The sequence below is a fragment of the Nonomuraea salmonea genome, assembly GCF_042428605.1.
Classification (GTDB): Bacteria; Actinomycetota; Actinomycetes; order Streptosporangiales; family Streptosporangiaceae; genus Nonomuraea; species Nonomuraea salmonea.
On the sequence record NZ_JBHMCF010000040.1, the window covers coordinates 449,092 to 464,407 of the forward strand.

The following is a 15,316-nucleotide window of genomic DNA, read 5'->3' on the forward strand; positions in this document are numbered from 1 at the left end:
AGGATGGTCAGGTGGAACGACTGCGCCATCACCTCCTCGACACCGGCTACACGATCGACGGCGTCCGCGAGCGCCTGGGCGCCACGGCCGCCTCGGCCCTGGCGCGCGAGGAGCTGACACCGGCCCTGCGTGCCACCGCCGGCGGAGACCCGCTGGGCACGCTGATCAGGCTGTGGTGGCTGGGCGTGCCCGTGCCGGCCAAGGGCGTCGCGTCAGAGGTGCTGGAGTCGGGCCTGGTCGCGGCCGACGGCGACCAGATCACCGCGACCGTGCACCTGCAGCCATGGGAGACCGGCGGCTACGTCGTCTCCGACAGGAAGGTACGTCCGGGCGACCCCGCGCTGCGGCCCGACCACGTGGTCGGGGCAGGCGGCGCTTCGGCGAACCTGGCCCAGCTCGTCACCCGCCGCCCGGCCGGCAGCGCGCTCGACCTCGGCACCGGCTGCGGCGTGCAGGTGCTGCACCTCGCCGGGCGGGCGGAGCGCGTCACCGCCACCGACGTCAACCCGCGCGCGCTGGAGCTGGCCCGGCTGAGCTGGGAGTTGTCGGGGGTCTCCGGGGTCGATGCGCGGGTGGGGTCGATGTACGAGCCGGTCGAGGGTGAGCGGTTCGACCTGGTGGTGAGCAACCCGCCGTTCGTGATCGCGCCCGAGCGGGAGGGGCGGCTGACGTACCGGGAGTCGGGGGCGTCCGGTGACGACTTCTGCCGCGAGCTGGTCCGGCGCACTCCCGCCTACCTCAACCCCGGCGGGCAGGCCCACTTCCTGGCCAACTGGCTGCACGTCGCGGGCGAGGACTGGCACGACCGGGTGGGCGGCTGGCTGCGCGAGACCGGGTGCGACGCCTGGGTGGTGCAGCGCGACGTCCAAGACCCGGCCGAATACGTCGAGCTGTGGCTGCGCGACGCCGCAGAGCAGGGCAGCGCCGCCTACACCGAGCACTACGACCGGTGGCTGGCCTGGTTCGAGGAGCGCAGGGTGGAGGGCGTCGGGTTCGGCTGGATCACGATGCGCAACTCCGGCACGCTCGACCCCGTCGTCCGCGTCGAGCACCTGGACCACCAGGTCGCGCTCCCGGTCGGCGACTACGTGGACGGCGTCATCGACGCCATCGCGGCGGCGCACCGGGCGCAGGGCCTGGAGTCGGCGCTGCTGCGGACCGCCGACGGCCTGCTCGACGAGCGCATCGGCCTGCCGGGCGCCGAGGACCCGATGCGCATCGTGCTGCGCCAGACGCAGGGCCTGCGCCGCAGCAGGGAGGTCGGCACCGTCGAGGCCGCGCTGGCCGGCGTCTGCGACGGCCAGCTGGCGCTCGGCCCGCTGCTCAACGTCATCGCCGAGCTGGTCGGAAACGGTGAGGTCACCAACGCCGACGCGCTGCGGCCGCTCATCGCCGAGGGCTACTTCCTGCTTTGATTCGCTGTTGATCGGACGTTGACACCGGGGGTGGAGTCTCTGGGACAGGACACGGACCTGGGGGGTTCGAGGGCCGTGTCAGGTCCGGCCGGTCGTCTTGTGTGAGGCGGCAGGCCGTCATACGGAGCATCCGGATAACCGGGCCCCCTAGCGACGTGTGGCGGCCGAAGATGGCCGGCCGGGCTGAACTCCATCGATCACGAGCTCTTCGTGACACCCTAAGGACAGCCTTGATCAACCATGTGTGGATGACACGTCTGGACGACGAGCTGTACTCAGGACTCGACGACGGAATCGGCGCCGCTCCTGCTGCCGGGCTCGTCGGCGGGGATGCTGTCGAGCAGGACCTTCAGATCGCCGGCCTCGGGAGCGCCGAGCCTGGTGAAGATCTCGAAAGCCCGGCGTAGGCAGTCGCGGCTGCGCGTCGTGCTGCCGAGCCCGCGCAGCGCCTTGCCGAGCACGGTGAGCGACAGGGCCTCGCCGTACGGGTGGCCGATGTCGCGGGAGACCACCAGGGCTTCCTCGGCGTGGCGGACGGCGTCCGGGTACCGCTCGGCGGCGATGAACGTCTCGGCCAGCCGGGAGCACACCCGCTGCTCCCACACCCGCTGCTTGCTGGCACGGAAGAAGGCCAGGCACTCGGCGTGGTGGTGGACGGCCTCGGTGAGCCGGCCGACCCGCGACAGGACGATGCCGAGGTGGTAGCGGGCGCGGGCGGTGCCGGCCCCCGAGCCCATCTCGGTGAAGATGGCGAGCCCCTTCTCGGCGGCGGCGATCGCGTCGTCGGGGCGGCCGAGGCCGAGGTGGTCGCGGGCGGAGTAGCTGAGCACGAGCGCCTCGCCGGCCGGCACGTCGTTGTCGCGGTAGAAGCGCATCGCCTCGTCGAACAGGCCGAGCGCCTCGGTGTGGCGGCGCTGCCTGCCGACCACGACGGCCAGGGCGTTGAGCACCTCGCCGGTGACGACCTTCTCCCTGCGGGCGACCGACAGCTCGTGGACGATCCTGAAGTGCTCCTCGGCCTCCTTGAGCCGGTTGGCGGCGAACAGCACCCGGCCGAGCACGTACCGGGAGCGCAGCTCGCTGCCCTGGTCGCCGTTCTTCCGCGCGGCGGCGAGCACGGCGCGGGTGCTCTGGTCGAACTCGCGGGTGTGGGTGCCCGACTCCAGCAGCGGCTCCATGGCCACCAGCAGGTCGGCGGCGGGCAGCAGGTGCTCGGGCGTGCGCGCGCAGGACGCGGCCTGGCTGATCGTGGCGAACAACGAGTCGCCCTCGGCGATGAGCCAGGCGACGGCCTCGTCCACGGTGCTGAACGTGCGCCCGGTGCCGACCACGACCAGGTTCGCCGAGATCATGCTGCCCTCGTACGCCAGCGCGTGCGCCGACTGCGCGGAGGCCAGGTAGAAGCCCAGCAGGCGGCGCAGCGCCATGGTGCGGGCCTGCGGGCGTTCTGTCCGGTCGAGCGTCCGGCGGGCGAAGAGCTTGAGCAGGTCGTGGAAGCGGTAGCGGCCGGGCGCGGGCGCTTCGAGCAGGCTCGCGTCCACGAGCGACTCCAGCACCTCCTCCGTCTCGAACGCGTCGGCGGCGAGCACGGCGGCCGCGGCGCCCGCCGAGATGTCGGGGCCGTTCGACAGCGACAGCAGGCGGAAGGCGCGGGCCTGAACGGGGGTGAGCTGCCCGTATCCGAGCGCGAACGTGGCCTCCACCGCCAGGTTGCCCACCCGCAGCTCGTCGAGGCGGCGCTGCTCGTCGGCCAGCCTGGGCACCAGGGAGGCGACCGTCCAGGAGGGGCGGGCGGCCAGCCGGGCGGCCACGATGCGGACCGCGAGCGGCAGGAAACCGCAGGCCGCGACCACGTCCATGGCGGCGCCGTGCTCCGCCGAGACGCGCTCGGCGCCGGCCACCGCGGCGAAGAGCTGCAGCGCCTCGTCCGGCTCCATGACGTCGAGGTCGATGAGCCGGGCGGCGGGCAGGTCGGCGAGCTTGCCCCGGCTGGTGACGATCGCGGCGCAGCCCGGCGAGCCCGGTAGCAGCGGGCTGACCTGACCGGCGTCGCGGGCGTTGTCGAGCAGCACGAGGATGCGGCGCTCGGCCAGGATCGAGCGGAAGAGCGCGGAGCGTTCCGCGAGGCCGTCGGGGATGACGTCGGGCGGGATGCCGAGCGCGCGCAGGAACGCGCCGAGCGCGGACTCGGGCGCGGTCGGCTCCTCGCTGTAGCCGCGCAGGTCGGCGTAGAGCTGCCCGTCGGGGAAGACGTCGGCGAGCAGGTGGGCCACGTGGACGGCCAGCGTCGTCTTGCCGACCCCGCCGATGCCGGAGATTGCCGCCACCGGCACGCCCTCGGCCGACGGCTGGGCCGACAGCATCGTGCGCAGGCGTACCGCGACCTCCTTGCGGCCGGTGAAGTCGCTGACGGCGGCGGGCAGCTGGGCGGGTCTCGGCAGATCGAGCGCGGCGGGCTGCTCGTCGTCGGCGGCCGGCGGCTCCTCCTCCTCGTCCTCCTCGGCCCGATGCGGGGCGGCGAGCGCGGGGTCGGCGGCGAGTATGCGCTGGTGCAGCGCCGTCAGCTCGGGCCCTGGCTCGATGCCCAGCTCGTCGATGAGCGCCTCGCGGGTCTCGGTGAAGACGTTGAGCGCGTCGCCCTGCCGGCCGCAGCGGTAGTAGGCGAGCATGAGCTGGGCGCGCAGGCGCTCGCGCAGCGGGTGCTCGGCGGTCAGCGCGATCAGCTCGGAGACGACCTTGGCGTGCTCGCCCAGCTCCAGGTCGACGTCCATGAGGGTCTCGACGACGCTGATGCGCCGCTCGATCAGGCGGTCGCGCTGGTGCTCGGCGTACGGGCCGACGGTGCCGGCCAGCGGCTCGCCCTCGAACAGGGCCAGCGCGGCGCGCAGCTCGCGGGCCGCCTCGGCGAGCCTGCCGGCCTTGCGCGCGGCCTCGGCCTGGGTGACGCCGCGTTCGAAGCGGGTCAGGTCGAGCGCGTCGTCCGGCAGGCGCAGCGCGTAGCCGCGGCCGATCGAGGTGAGCAGCTCGGGGCGGGAGCGGGCGGGCCTGCCCGGTTCGAGCACCGTACGCAGGCGCGAGACGTACGTGCGCAGGGCCCCGAGCGCGCGCGGCGGCGCCTCCTCGCCCCAGACGGCGTCGATCATCTCGTTGGGGGTGACCGCGTGGCCCTCGCGCAGCAGCAGCATGCCGAGGATGGAACGCTGCAGCGGGGTGCCCAGGTCGAGCTCCTGGCCGTCATGCCAGGCGCGGACAGGACCGAGCACGGCGAACCGCAGCCCGCCTTCGCCGCTCTGACCAGCCATGCCGTTCGTCTCCCAGCCAGCGAGATAATTTGTTCCCAAATGATAAGTCCAACGACCTTTGCCACCTAGATCCCGGCAGATCCGTTCATTTTCCTGTTGATCCGTCGTCAATCCGGTGTTGAACCCGCCCCTGGATGATGAGAACCGGCAAGCAGGACACGCATCGCGGGGGCGTGTGTCTCTAGGGAGTGCGGGCAGGGCCGGAAAAATACCGGCCCCACCCGGATTTCCGGATGGGGCCTTGGATGGACGGGTTTCAGGCTGCCTCGACCAGGCCGAGCCTCATGCGCAGCCGGTCGCGGACGGCCGGCCATTCAGAGTTCAGGATCGAGTAGAACGCGGTATCTCGGACCGTGTCGTCGGCGCCTCGGCTGTCCGCTCGCCGCACCCCGTCGAAGTGTGCGCCGAGTGCCTCGATGGCGGCCCGGGATCTGCTGTTGCGTACGTCGGCCTTCAGAGTGATGCGGTGGACGTTCCAGTCCTCGAAGGCGTGCGAGAGCAGGAGGTATTTGCTCTCCCGGTTGACCCCGGTGCCCTGGGCGCTCGCGCCCAGCCAGGTGTAACCGATGTCGGCCACGGACGGGATGTCGCCCACCGCACCTCGTGTACCCGGCGGCCAGGGCATGGGGCCCTGCCAGTACTCCAGGTGCATGAGACGGGTGGCACCGACCACGCGGTCGGTGTTCAGCCACCGGATGGCGAAGGGCAACGAGCGGCCCTCCGCCTGCTCAGCCATGGCGGCCTCCACGTAGGAGACCACCTCGTCCCGGCCTTGCGGGACGCGAGTGAAGGCATAAATGGTGCGGTCTTCACTCGCCGCGGCGACCAGGTCATCGACCGCCGCGAGGCTGAGAGGTTCCAGGCGCACGAAGCGCCCGGACAAGGTGACAAGAGCGGGCATGAGCACATGATGGAGGCTGCCGGGCATCCCTGTGACCAGGCGTAATGGGACAACTTTTCACCGGTGTGACAGTGGCATCGTTTCCGCAGGTCAGAGGCCCCTTTTGGGGGAAGGTAAACCCGCTCTTGGGGAAAGATTCGCCTAACCGTGACATGGGGCGGGGACGAGGGCCGGATGCGGCCTGCTCACTGCCCCGTGACGGACCAGGGCCAGCTCTTTGAGGCCCGTCGTCAGGAAGTCGAGGTTGTCGGCGATCCACGGCAGTCGCAGCGGATCGGGACTGTCGAGAGCGGCCTGCCGCTGCTCGGCGGAGTCGCCGTAGAGCAGGCTCACCGCGACGCGGACCCGGGCGGCCGAGGGGTCGTCGCCGAAGGCGTGACCGGGCAGGACGCCGAGGCCGTGCTCCTCAAGCAGGATCTTGGTGATCTCCGCGGAGCCGCCGAGCCTGAGGTGGCCGAGGTCGGGATAGAGGTAGAAGCCGCCCTGCGGGACGGGCACGTCGGCGCCGATCTCCGCGAAGCGCTCGTGCACGGCCCTGGCCAGCCTGCCGTGCAGGCGGCGGCTGCGGGTGATGCGCTCGGTCAGCTCGGGCGGGTCGCCGAAGGCGTACGTCGCGGCCTCCTGCACGGGCGCCGCGGGCGCCGACCAGATCTCACTGGCCACCGCGAGCAGGCTCCTGCGCAGGTCGCCGTTCTCCGGCAGCCTGGCCACGCCGATCCGCCAGCCGCCCAGCGCGAGGCTCTTGCTCAGCCCGGTCGTGATGATCGTGCGCTCCGGCGCGAGCTCGGCCGGCGAGGTGTAGGTCAGGCCGGGCTCGTGCACGAGATCGCGGTAGATCTCGTCCGAGATGATCGTCAGGTCGAGCTCGCGGGCGACCTGGGCCAGGCGGGCCACCGTCTCGGGTGTGGCCAGCCGGCCCGTCGGGTTGTCGGGCAGGGTCACCACGACCGTGCTCACGGTCCTGCCGAGCGACCTGGCCCTGCGCACCTCGGCCGCCACCGCGTCCGGGTCGGGCACGCCGCCCTCTCCTGGCGGTGCGGGCACCAGGATGGGACGCGAACCCACCAGATCGGCCTGCGCGGCGTAGCTGACCCAGCTGGGCACCGGCAGGACGACGTCACCGCCGATCGCCAGGAGCAGGCCGTAGAGCAGCGACTTGCTGCCCGGGCCGCAGACGACCAGGTCGGGATCGGTGATGAGCCCCCGTCGTGTCCAGTAGCCCGCCGCCGCGGCGCGCAACTCGGCCGCCCCCGCGACCGGCCCGTAGCCGTTGCAATCGGATGCGGCGGCCAGCCTGTCGCGCAGCGCCGGGTGGACGGGCAGCCCGGCCTCGCCGAAGGCGAGGTGGAGCACGCGTTCCCCGGCGCGCCGTCTTCGCTCGATGTCCTCGTTGGCCGCCAACGTGGCGGACAGGGTTACGGTCATGTTTGTCACGTTCCCAGGGTGATTGGATGAAGGCATCAGCACAAGCGAGGCTTTTTGTGGGTAGGCATAAGGAAGTCTGATGCTCGAATTGCGACGTTTGGTCCTGATCTGCGAGTTTGCAAGGAAGGGAAGTATCGCGGCGGCGGCCGAGTCGTTGGGCTACAGTCCTTCGGCCGTCTCCCAACAGCTCGTCGCGCTCGAACGCGAGACGGGCACGGCGCTCATCGACAGGACGGCGCGCAGCGCCGAGCTGACCGACGCGGGACGCCGGCTCGTCATGCACGCCGAGCGCATCCTGTCGATGGTCGAGGAGGCCGAGTCCGACCTGTCCGCCCACGCCGGCAAGCCGGCCGGCCGGGTCGTCGTCACCGCCTTCCCCACCGCCGCGGTCGCCTTCGCGCCCGCGCTCGCCCGCTCCCTGCGCCGCCACACCGAGCTGACGCTGCGGCTCGGGCAGAGCAGGTCCGGGCGCGGCCTGCGCGAGGTGCAGTCGGGCGAGGTGGACATCGCGCTCGTGGACGACTGGTACGGCCGCGTCCGCGACAGCGACAGCGTGCGCGTCTTCCCCCTGCTGCGCGACCCCCTCGTGCTCGTCGTGCCGCGCAAGCACCGCCTCGCCGACCCCGACGTGCCGGTCGACCTGCGCGAGCTGCGCGACGAGCCCTGGATGGCCACCCCCGACGGCGAGCCCTCACGGCTGGCCGTGGACCGGCTGCTCGTCGACGTCGGCGGCACCCGGCCGAGCCCCTGGGAGTTCGAGGGACTCGGGACCATCCTGTCGCTCGTCGCCAAGGGCATCGGCATCGCCGCCGTGCCCGCGCTCGCGCTGGCCGCCGGCGTCCGCGGGCTGGCCGTGCGGCGGTTCCCCGGCAACCCGGTGGGGCGCGACGTGCACGCCGTCGCACGCACCTCCAGCGTGCACCGGCCTTCGGTGTCGGTGACGCTGCGGGCCATCCACGTGGCCGCCCGCTACATCGCCGCCGACCTCGATCCGGTACGCCCGGCCGAGCGCTCCCAGGTGGGCCAGCCGTCGCTGGACGGGCTCGACCTCCCCGTACGTTCGGCCAGCGACGTGGTCGGCCGATCGTTCGGAGAGTGACGCGCGATCGCGATAACGTCTGCGCTCATGGCGCCTACGTACGACATCGAGCGGCTCCTGCTCGCCCAGCCCAGCACGCGCACGGTCGCCGGCGTCGACGAGGTCGGCCGCGGCGCCTGGGCCGGGCCCGTCCTGGTCTGCGCGGTCGTCACCGACCTGTCGGAGCCGCCCGCCGGGCTCACGGACTCCAAGCAGGTCTCCGAGGTCAGGCGCGGGCCGCTGGCCGCCGAGCTGGCCGAGTGGGCCGCCGGCGTCGGCTACGGCGAGGCGAGCCATCAGGAGATCGACACGCTCGGCATGACCGAGGCGCTGCGCAGGGCCGCCCGCCGGGCCCTGGAGGCCCTGCCGGTACGCCCTGACGCGGTGATCCTCGACGGCAAGCACGACTACATCGGAGCGCCGTGGCCGGTGCGCCTTGAGGTCAAGGGGGACGCGGCCAGCATCTCGGTCGCCGCCGCCTCCGTCCTCGCCAAGGTCCGGCGCGACGCCTACATGGCGACGATCGGCTGCGACGAGTACGGCTTCGCGGAGAACGCGGGCTACCCCTCACCCGCGCATCAGGAGGCTCTGGCACAGCTCGGGCCCACTGCGCACCACCGGCTCTCCTGGTCATACCTTGACGAACTGCCCCAATGGCGGCATTTGAAGCATCACCGCGACCCACTCGTCGGAGAAGGCCAGGCCAGCCTCTTCTCCTGACGGGTATCGGCGAGCTCCGCATGTCTGCCCGCCTTCGCGGCGGTCATCGGTCACTATTTCGTGCATGCGGATCGGGATCTTTGTCGTCGCGGGGCTCTTTCCCGGGCAGGAGGCCGGGCGGGTGCTGGCCGACGCCGTCGAGTGGATCGTCGCGGCCGAGCAGGCGGGGTTCGACGACGCGTGGATCGCCGAGCACCACTTCATGCCGTACGGCGTGTGCCCGTCGCCCACCACGCTGGCGGCCGTCGCGGCCGGGCGGACCGGCCGCATCGGGCTGGGCACGGCCGTGAGCGTGCTGTCCACGCAGCATCCCGTCGCGCTGGCCGAGCAGGCGGCCGTCCTGCACCACCTGTCGGGCGGGCGGTTCACGCTCGGCGTCGGCAGGGGCGGGCCCTGGGTGGACCTCGAGGTGTTCGGCGCCGGGCTCGACCGGTACGAGCGGGGCTTCCCCGAGTCGCTCGACCTGCTGCTCGCCGCCCTGTCGGGTGACCGGGTGGCGGCGGACGGGGAGTTCTTCCGGTTCAGGGAGGTCGCGATGGTGCCGCCCGCCCGGATGCGGCCGGTCGTCGCCTGCACCTCGGAGCCGACCGTGCGGCTGGCGGCCGAGCGTGGGCTGCCCATGCTGCTCGGGCTGCACATCGGGGACGACGACAAGGCCGCCATGGTCGAGCGGTATCGCGCCTTCGGCGGGCCGCCGGTCGAGCACGTGGCCGCCGGGGTGGCGTACATCGCGGACTCGACGATCGGGGCGGCTCGCGACCTCATGCGGGCGATGCCGGCCTGGCTGGGGCCCGGGCTCGACGGGTACGAGCCGGTGGACGACCGGCCGCGGCCGCACCGCGACGTGGACGACTACGTCGAGCTGCTCACCAAGATCCACCCGGTGGGGTCGGCCAAGCACTGCGCCGAGACGCTGCGGCGGACCGCGGAACGCACCGGGATCGAGCACTTCGTGCTGCTGGTCGAGGGGATGGGGTCGCACGAGCGGACCCTGGAGAACATCCGCCGCTTCGGCGCCGAGGTGCTGCCCCTGCTGCGCGACTGACACGCGACCCGGCTCGCTCCGCCTCGCTCAAGCCTGCGCGCCTGCGTGGGCCCTCTTCGGCCTGCTCGGGCCGCTTCGGCTCGAAGAGCCGCCCGGCGAGCCGGGCGGGCGCCCGGCTCGCCGGTCAGGGGTCAGCAGTCGACGAGCTCCGGTTTCTGGTTGAGTATCTGCGCGCGCGGGGTGACGAACTCGGCGAGCGCCTGCGTGGCCGACGGGTCGAAGACGGCGACGCGGTGGCAGTTCTGGAAGGCCAGGCGCACGCCGTAGTGGCGCTCGAGCGCGCCGCGCATCGAGTCGCTCGCCATGCAGCGCAGGAGCTGGCCGCGCGCCTCCTCCGACGGCGGCGGCACCTCGTTGTCGGCGAACGCGGCCCCGCTGTGCTCGCGCTGCTTGACCAGCTCGCTGATCAGCGACCACGCGTAGGGGAGCGAGTCGCGGACGCAGGCGAGGAACGCCTCGTCGTCCACCTCGCCGGCTCTGGCCTGGTCGAGCAGATCGTTCGGAACGGTCAGCGACATGCTGTCTCCTCTCGGATGGGTCAAATCGGACGTTAGATCGCTGGAGCGGGCACGCTCCAGAGCCTTGACGGGCACAGTCATGTGGTCGCCGGGCCGTAGACGAAACCGGGGTCGATCTGCTCCGCCAGGTCGAGGCCGGTGCGCTCGTCGCCCCACGCCTTGGCGTTGCGCAGGTGGAACTCGACGGTCTGGCGGCCGAACCTGGCCCAGTCTTTGTCCTGCTCGTCGAGGGTCTTGCGGAGCACGGCCAGCGCGTCGGCGTTGGCCGGTTCGAGGTCGTCGAGGGTGAAGTGGCGGCCCTGCTCCATCGCGCGTACGGCGGCGGAGTGCTCCATCCAGGTGAGGAGATCGTCACCCACGTGCTCGCGCAGGAACGCGACGTCGGACTCGCCGTGCACCTTGTTGCCCACCACGGCCAGGGCGACGTCGTATTGAGCCGCGTAGTCGCGGTATTGGCGGTAGACGCCGACGCCCTGGCGGGTCGGCTCGGCCACCAGGAAGGTCAGGTCGAAGCGGGTGAACAGGCCGGAGGCGAAGGAGTCGGCGCCGGCCGTCATGTCGACGACGACGTATTCGCCGGGGCCGTCGATCAGGTGGTTGAGCAGCAGCTCGACGGCGCCGACCTTGGAGTGGTAGCAGGCCACGCCGAGGTCGTCTTCGCTGAACGGGCCGGTGGCGAGCAGGCGCAGGCCCTCGGGGGTGGTCAGGCCGTGGGGGTCGGTGGCGAGGTCGTCGAAGCTCAGCAGGGTGGAGCCGCGGCCGGGAGGGGTGGTCTTGACCATGGCGTCGGCGGACGGGATGCGGGGGTTGGTGCCGCGCAGCCGGTCTTTGATCTCGGTGAGGTGGGCGCCCAGCGGCTCGGGCTGACGGTCCAGGCCGAGCACGAGGGCGAGGTGCTGGTTGATGTCGGCGTCGATGGCGACCACGGGGGCGCCCTGGGCCGCCACGTGCCTGGCGAACAGGGCCGACATCGTGGTCTTGCCGCTGCCGCCCTTTCCGACGAAGGCCACTCTCACGGGATGCTCCAAGAATGATGATGAAAACCGTTTCCACTGGGGACGGATATCATCATGCCACAGCGCATGCGGGATGAGGGCGTGTTCGACCTGGCGTCGCGCGGACTGCGGGCGCTTTGGGGTGGTTCGCGGCTTATCTGCGGCTGCTCAGTGGCAGACCGCGTCCAGCGTCAGGGGGTCGTCCGGGGTGGGTGTGGGCGTGGTGGAGGCGGCGTGGGCGGGTGCGGTCCTGGTCGCGGCGGGCGGGTCGAGGGCCTCCTTGACCTTGCGGCGGATGAGGTGCCAGTCGGGGTAGGCGGTGTTGATCAGCGGCGGCACGAAGCTCAGGCTGCGCAGCCGCGCGCTCTTGACCTTGCCGGCCAGGTCCACGACGGCGGGCAGCAGGTCCTGGGGCAGGTCGGTGGAGATGGCGCGCTTGGTGGCGGCGGCGAGGCGCTCGAAGCTGTTCAGCACGGTCACCGGGTCGGCCTGTTTGGCGACGGCGTTGAGCAGGCACTTCTGCCGGCCCATGCGCACGTAGTCGTCGCTGTCGGTGCGCGAGCGGCCGTACCAGAGCGCCTCCTGGCCGGAGAGCCTGCGGGTGCCGGCAGGCAGCAGGCCCTCGCGGTACTTGCCGTACACGATGGGGTCCTTGATCGTGACCTGGACGCCGCCCATGGCGTCGATGATCTCGGCGAAGCCCTTCATGTCGACCATGGCGTAATAGCTCACCGGGATGCCGAGGATGTCGCTGATGGTGGCTTTGAGGAGGGTTGATCCGCGCTTGCCCTTCTCCACGCCGGGCACCATCTCCGGGTGATCCTCGCCGAACTGGTAGATCTCGTTCAGCAGGCCCGGCGTGTCGGGGCCTTCGCCGGTGAAGCCGTACGGGAAGCGGTCCCTGGCCGGTCCCGTGGGCAGCTGCACCCGCTGCAGGTTGCGCGGCAGGCCGAACAGCACGGTGGCGCCCGTCTCGACGTCCACGCTGGCCACGGTCATGCTGTCGGTGCGCACCCCGGGCCGCCCCGGCGCGGCGTCGCCGCCGAGGAGCAGGAAGTTGACCCGCTCGGCCCCGTTCCACGGGTCCTGGGCGAGCACGGGCGCGGCGGTGCTGCTCGGCGTGAACAGGGTGTTGACGACGTCGCGGGAGAGGTAGGCGAGGCGGGTCGCGTACGCGGTGGGCGCCAGGACGAGCGCGCACAGGGCGACCGTGAGCGTGGTGGTCAGGAAGCGGCCGACGGTGTCGGAGCGCTCGGGGCGTACGAGGAGGAACGACCAGACGATCACGCCGGTCCAGGCCAGCGCGATCACCGCCACCCCGACGGTGAACCAGGCCAGCCAGTACGGCTGCACGGCCAGCGACAGCAGCTTGGTGCTGTACGCGGTGAACACGGTCAGCACCCCGGCCAGCATCAGCACGTACGCGGCCATCAGCGCCAGCCCTGTTCTGCGGCGCTCCACGGCGAGGTGAGCGACCCCCCACAGCAGGGTCGATGCCACTGTCAGCGCCAGGCTCGCGCCGAGCCCGAAGCGTCGATCTACTCCCGTCATGCCTGGTCAAACCCCCATAGACGGCCCATCCAAGCAACCCTAGTTATGCTGCGCGCCCGGCCTCCGGAGCAAAAGGGAGGGGTTGGGTCAAATAGCGGTCAAGCGAAACTTGAGATATAACGTGAATGTGCGGAAGCGACACGGCCACTACGGCTTCGACGCGCCCTGGCCCCTCGTGGGCCTGCTCATCGGAGCGATCGCGCTGCTGGCCCTGGCGGCGCTCTCGTTCGTCCTCGACATCCTCGCCGCGGGCGTCGCCTTCGCCTTCGGCGGCCTCTACACCCTGGCCAGCGCGTTCAGCTACCTCTACACGACCAGGCGCGGCAAGTTCGCCGTCTGGGACGCGGAACTCGGGCGGCTGCGCGGCGACGAGCGGGTGGTCGACCTCGGCTGCGGCAGGGGCGCGGTGCTGCTGGCCGCCGCCGCGCGGCTCACCGACGGCGGCCGGGCGACCGGTGTCGACCTGTGGCGCTCCAAGGACCAGACGGGCAACACCGAGGCCGCGGCCAAGGCCAACGCCGGAGCGGAAGGCGTCGCGGAGCGGGTGGACCTGGTCACCGGCGACCTGCGTGACCTGCCGTTCGGCGCGGACGCGTTCGACGTCGTGCTCTCCAGCCTGGCCCTGCACAACATCCCGTCGGCCGACGGGCGCGCGCAGGCCGTGCGGGAGGCGTACCGGGTGCTGCGGCCGGGCGGGCTCATGCTGCTCGCCGACTTCCAGCACACCCCCGACTACGAGCAGGCGTTGCGCGACCTCGGCGTGATCGACGTACGGCGGCGCGACGCCGGCTGGCGGTTCTGGTACGGCGGGCCCTGGTTCGCCACCACGATCATCGAGGCCAGGAAGCCGACCGGATAGAAATTCCGTTCACCGGGTAGCCACGGGTCCTTATGAGCGATGTTGAAACCGGCACCATCACCACGAAAGTGCCAGCCCGGCTTGATCGGCTCCCATGGTCCCGCTGGCACTGGATGATCGTCATCGGCCTCGGCACCGTCTGGATCCTCGACGGTCTCGAGGTCACCATTGTCGGTAACCTCTCGGCGCAGCTGGCCAAGCCGGGCAGCGGACTGGACATCACGCAGGCGCAGGTGGCGGGCGTGGCGGCCGCACTCTACGTCGCGGGAGCCTGCGCGGGCGCGTTGTTCTTCGGCTGGCTGACCGACAAGTTCGGCCGCAAGAAGCTGTTCATCATCACGCTGGTCGTCTATCTCGTGGCGACGCTGCTGACCGCGTTCTCCTTCAGCGCGTGGTGGTTCTTCCTGTTCAGGTTCATGACGGGGTTCGGCATCGGCGGCGAGTACGCGGCCATCAACTCCGCCATCGACGAGCTGATCCCGAGCAGGCACCGCGGGCGCATCGACATCATCATCAACGGCAGCTACTGGCTCGGCGCCGCCGGCGGCGCGCTGCTGACCGTGCCGCTGCTCAACGACCTGCCGGTCAACATCGGGTGGCGAGTCGCGTTCGGGCTCGGCGTGGTGCTGGGCCTGGCCATCCTTCTCGTACGCCGCAACGTCCCCGAGAGCCCGCGCTGGCTGTTCATCCACGGCAGGGACCGCGAGGCCGAGCAGCTCGTGGACGAGGTCGAGCGGCAGATCGGCCGGGACGACCTGCCGGAGCCCGAGAAGTCGATGACCATCCACCAGCGCAAGTCGATCGGGTTCGTCCGGATCGCGCACACCATGGTCGCGCTCTATCCCAAGCGCACGGTGCTGGGGTTGTCGCTCTTCATCGGACAGGCGTTCCTCTACAACGCCATCACCTTCGGGTACGCGCAGATCCTGTCCACCTTCTTCAACATCGACACGCACACCGGCTACTACTTCGCGGTCATCGCGGTCGGCAACTTCCTCGGGCCGCTGCTGCTCGGGCACCTCTTCGACACCGTGGGCAGGGTGCCGATGATCTCGGCCACGTACATCGGGTCAGGGGTGCTGCTGCTGGGCACGGCGTGGCTGTTCAACCAGGGGGTGCTCACCGCCGTGACGCTGACGGCGTGCTGGTCGGTGGTGCTGTTCGTGGCGTCGGCGGGGGCGAGTTCGGCGTATCTGACGGTGAGCGAGATCTTCCCCATGGAGACCAGGGCGATGGCCATCGCGTTCTTCTTCGCCATCGGCACGGCGGCCGGTGGCATCGCCGGTCCGCTGGTGTTCGCCACGCTGGTGGAGAGCGGGGTGCCGGGGGACACGGCGCTGGCGTTCACCATCGGCGGGCTGGTGATGATCGCGGGCGGGCTCGTGGAGCTGTTCCTGGGCGTCAAGGCCGAACGCAAGGGGCTGGAGGACATCGCGGCGCCGCTCTCCGCCGCCGAGGCGACCAAGGCCACCTGACGGTCGTTTCGTCATTCCCGGTGAAATAGGGG

12 protein-coding genes are annotated in these 15,316 nt (G+C 71.3%); 6 read left to right on the forward strand and 6 right to left on the reverse strand.

The genetic code is table 11. The annotated features are described in order from the left end of the window. Positions 1–11 precede the first annotated feature (11 nt). On the forward strand, positions 12–1,415 hold the full coding sequence (locus tag ACFFR3_RS37250; RefSeq protein WP_379484648.1) for a DUF7059 domain-containing protein: 1,404 nt from the start codon (positions 12–14) through the stop codon (positions 1,413–1,415). 275 nt (positions 1,416–1,690) lie between these two features. Here the strand turns inward: ACFFR3_RS37250 and ACFFR3_RS37255 are convergent, their stop codons facing one another. The 3 genes from ACFFR3_RS37255 to ACFFR3_RS37265 form a co-directional block, all read right to left on the reverse strand. Next, positions 1,691–4,717 carry an AfsR/SARP family transcriptional regulator gene (locus ACFFR3_RS37255; RefSeq protein WP_379484649.1) on the reverse strand — a complete coding sequence of 1,009 codons (3,027 nt, stop codon included), beginning with the start codon at positions 4,715–4,717 and terminating at the stop codon, positions 1,691–1,693. Positions 4,718–4,973: 256 nt separating this feature from the next. Beyond that, complete coding sequence (locus ACFFR3_RS37260; protein WP_364368876.1) at positions 4,974–5,618, reverse strand: GNAT family N-acetyltransferase; 645 nt, start codon at positions 5,616–5,618, stop codon at positions 4,974–4,976. Positions 5,619–5,759: 141 nt separating this feature from the next. Next, complete coding sequence (locus ACFFR3_RS37265) at positions 5,760–7,043, reverse strand: pyridoxal phosphate-dependent aminotransferase (RefSeq protein WP_364368879.1); 1,284 nt, start codon at positions 7,041–7,043, stop codon at positions 5,760–5,762. 79 nt (positions 7,044–7,122) lie between these two features. On the opposite strand from ACFFR3_RS37265, the gene ACFFR3_RS37270 reads away from it, so the two are divergent. From ACFFR3_RS37270 to ACFFR3_RS37280, 3 genes are all read left to right on the forward strand, one after another. Beyond that, positions 7,123–8,142: a LysR family transcriptional regulator gene (locus tag ACFFR3_RS37270; RefSeq protein WP_364368882.1), complete on the forward strand. Its 1,020-nt coding sequence runs from the start codon at positions 7,123–7,125 to the stop codon at positions 8,140–8,142. 27 nt (positions 8,143–8,169) lie between these two features. Further along, positions 8,170–8,841, forward strand: a complete 672-nt coding sequence (gene rnhB, locus ACFFR3_RS37275; protein WP_364368885.1) for a ribonuclease HII — start codon at positions 8,170–8,172, stop codon at positions 8,839–8,841. 64 nt (positions 8,842–8,905) lie between these two features. After that, the gene (locus ACFFR3_RS37280; RefSeq protein ID WP_345392953.1) at positions 8,906–9,886 is read left to right on the forward strand and encodes an LLM class flavin-dependent oxidoreductase; all 981 of its coding nucleotides are present in this window, start codon (positions 8,906–8,908) and stop codon (positions 9,884–9,886) included. 131 nt (positions 9,887–10,017) lie between these two features. Here ACFFR3_RS37280 and ACFFR3_RS37285 read toward each other — a convergent pair whose 3' ends face one another. The 3 genes from ACFFR3_RS37285 to ACFFR3_RS37295 all read right to left on the reverse strand — a co-directional run bounded on the left by ACFFR3_RS37285 (position 10,018) and on the right by ACFFR3_RS37295 (position 12,950). After that, a complete protein-coding gene (locus tag ACFFR3_RS37285) occupies positions 10,018–10,404 on the reverse strand; it encodes an SCO5389 family protein (RefSeq protein WP_345392950.1) in 387 nt (128 codons plus the stop codon). A 77-nt stretch (positions 10,405–10,481) separates the two neighbouring features. Further along, a complete protein-coding gene (locus ACFFR3_RS37290) occupies positions 10,482–11,420 on the reverse strand; it encodes an ATP-binding protein (protein ID WP_345392947.1) in 939 nt (312 codons plus the stop codon). Positions 11,421–11,567: 147 nt separating this feature from the next. Then, positions 11,568–12,950 carry an LCP family protein gene (locus ACFFR3_RS37295; RefSeq protein ID WP_364368892.1) on the reverse strand — a complete coding sequence of 461 codons (1,383 nt, stop codon included), beginning with the start codon at positions 12,948–12,950 and terminating at the stop codon, positions 11,568–11,570. Positions 12,951–13,077: 127 nt separating this feature from the next. Between ACFFR3_RS37295 and ACFFR3_RS37300 the strand changes: the two genes are divergently transcribed. Beyond that, entirely contained in the window at positions 13,078–13,809 is a 732-nt protein-coding gene (locus ACFFR3_RS37300; protein WP_345392941.1) for a class I SAM-dependent methyltransferase, read from the forward strand. Between the two features lie 113 nt (positions 13,810–13,922). Then, positions 13,923–15,284, forward strand: coding sequence for an MFS transporter (locus ACFFR3_RS37305; protein WP_379484650.1), 1,362 nt, complete (start codon positions 13,923–13,925; stop codon positions 15,282–15,284). Positions 15,285–15,316 lie beyond the last annotated feature (32 nt).

Coding starts and splice junctions, on each gene's coding strand:
- ACFFR3_RS37280 (WP_345392953.1), top strand. CDS start 8,906: ATGCGGATCGGGATCTTTGTCGTCGCGGGGCTCTTTCCCGGGCAGGAG.
- ACFFR3_RS37260 (WP_364368876.1), bottom strand. CDS start 5,618: ATGCCCGCTCTTGTCACCTTGTCCGGGCGCTTCGTGCGCCTGGAACCT.
- ACFFR3_RS37270 (WP_364368882.1), top strand. CDS start 7,123: ATGCTCGAATTGCGACGTTTGGTCCTGATCTGCGAGTTTGCAAGGAAG.
- ACFFR3_RS37255 (WP_379484649.1), bottom strand. CDS start 4,717: ATGGCTGGTCAGAGCGGCGAAGGCGGGCTGCGGTTCGCCGTGCTCGGT.
- ACFFR3_RS37295 (WP_364368892.1), bottom strand. CDS start 12,950: ATGACGGGAGTAGATCGACGCTTCGGGCTCGGCGCGAGCCTGGCGCTG.
- ACFFR3_RS37285 (WP_345392950.1), bottom strand. CDS start 10,404: ATGTCGCTGACCGTTCCGAACGATCTGCTCGACCAGGCCAGAGCCGGC.
- rnhB (WP_364368885.1), top strand. CDS start 8,170: ATGGCGCCTACGTACGACATCGAGCGGCTCCTGCTCGCCCAGCCCAGC.
- ACFFR3_RS37305 (WP_379484650.1), top strand. CDS start 13,923: ATGATCGTCATCGGCCTCGGCACCGTCTGGATCCTCGACGGTCTCGAG.
- ACFFR3_RS37265 (WP_364368879.1), bottom strand. CDS start 7,043: ATGACCGTAACCCTGTCCGCCACGTTGGCGGCCAACGAGGACATCGAG.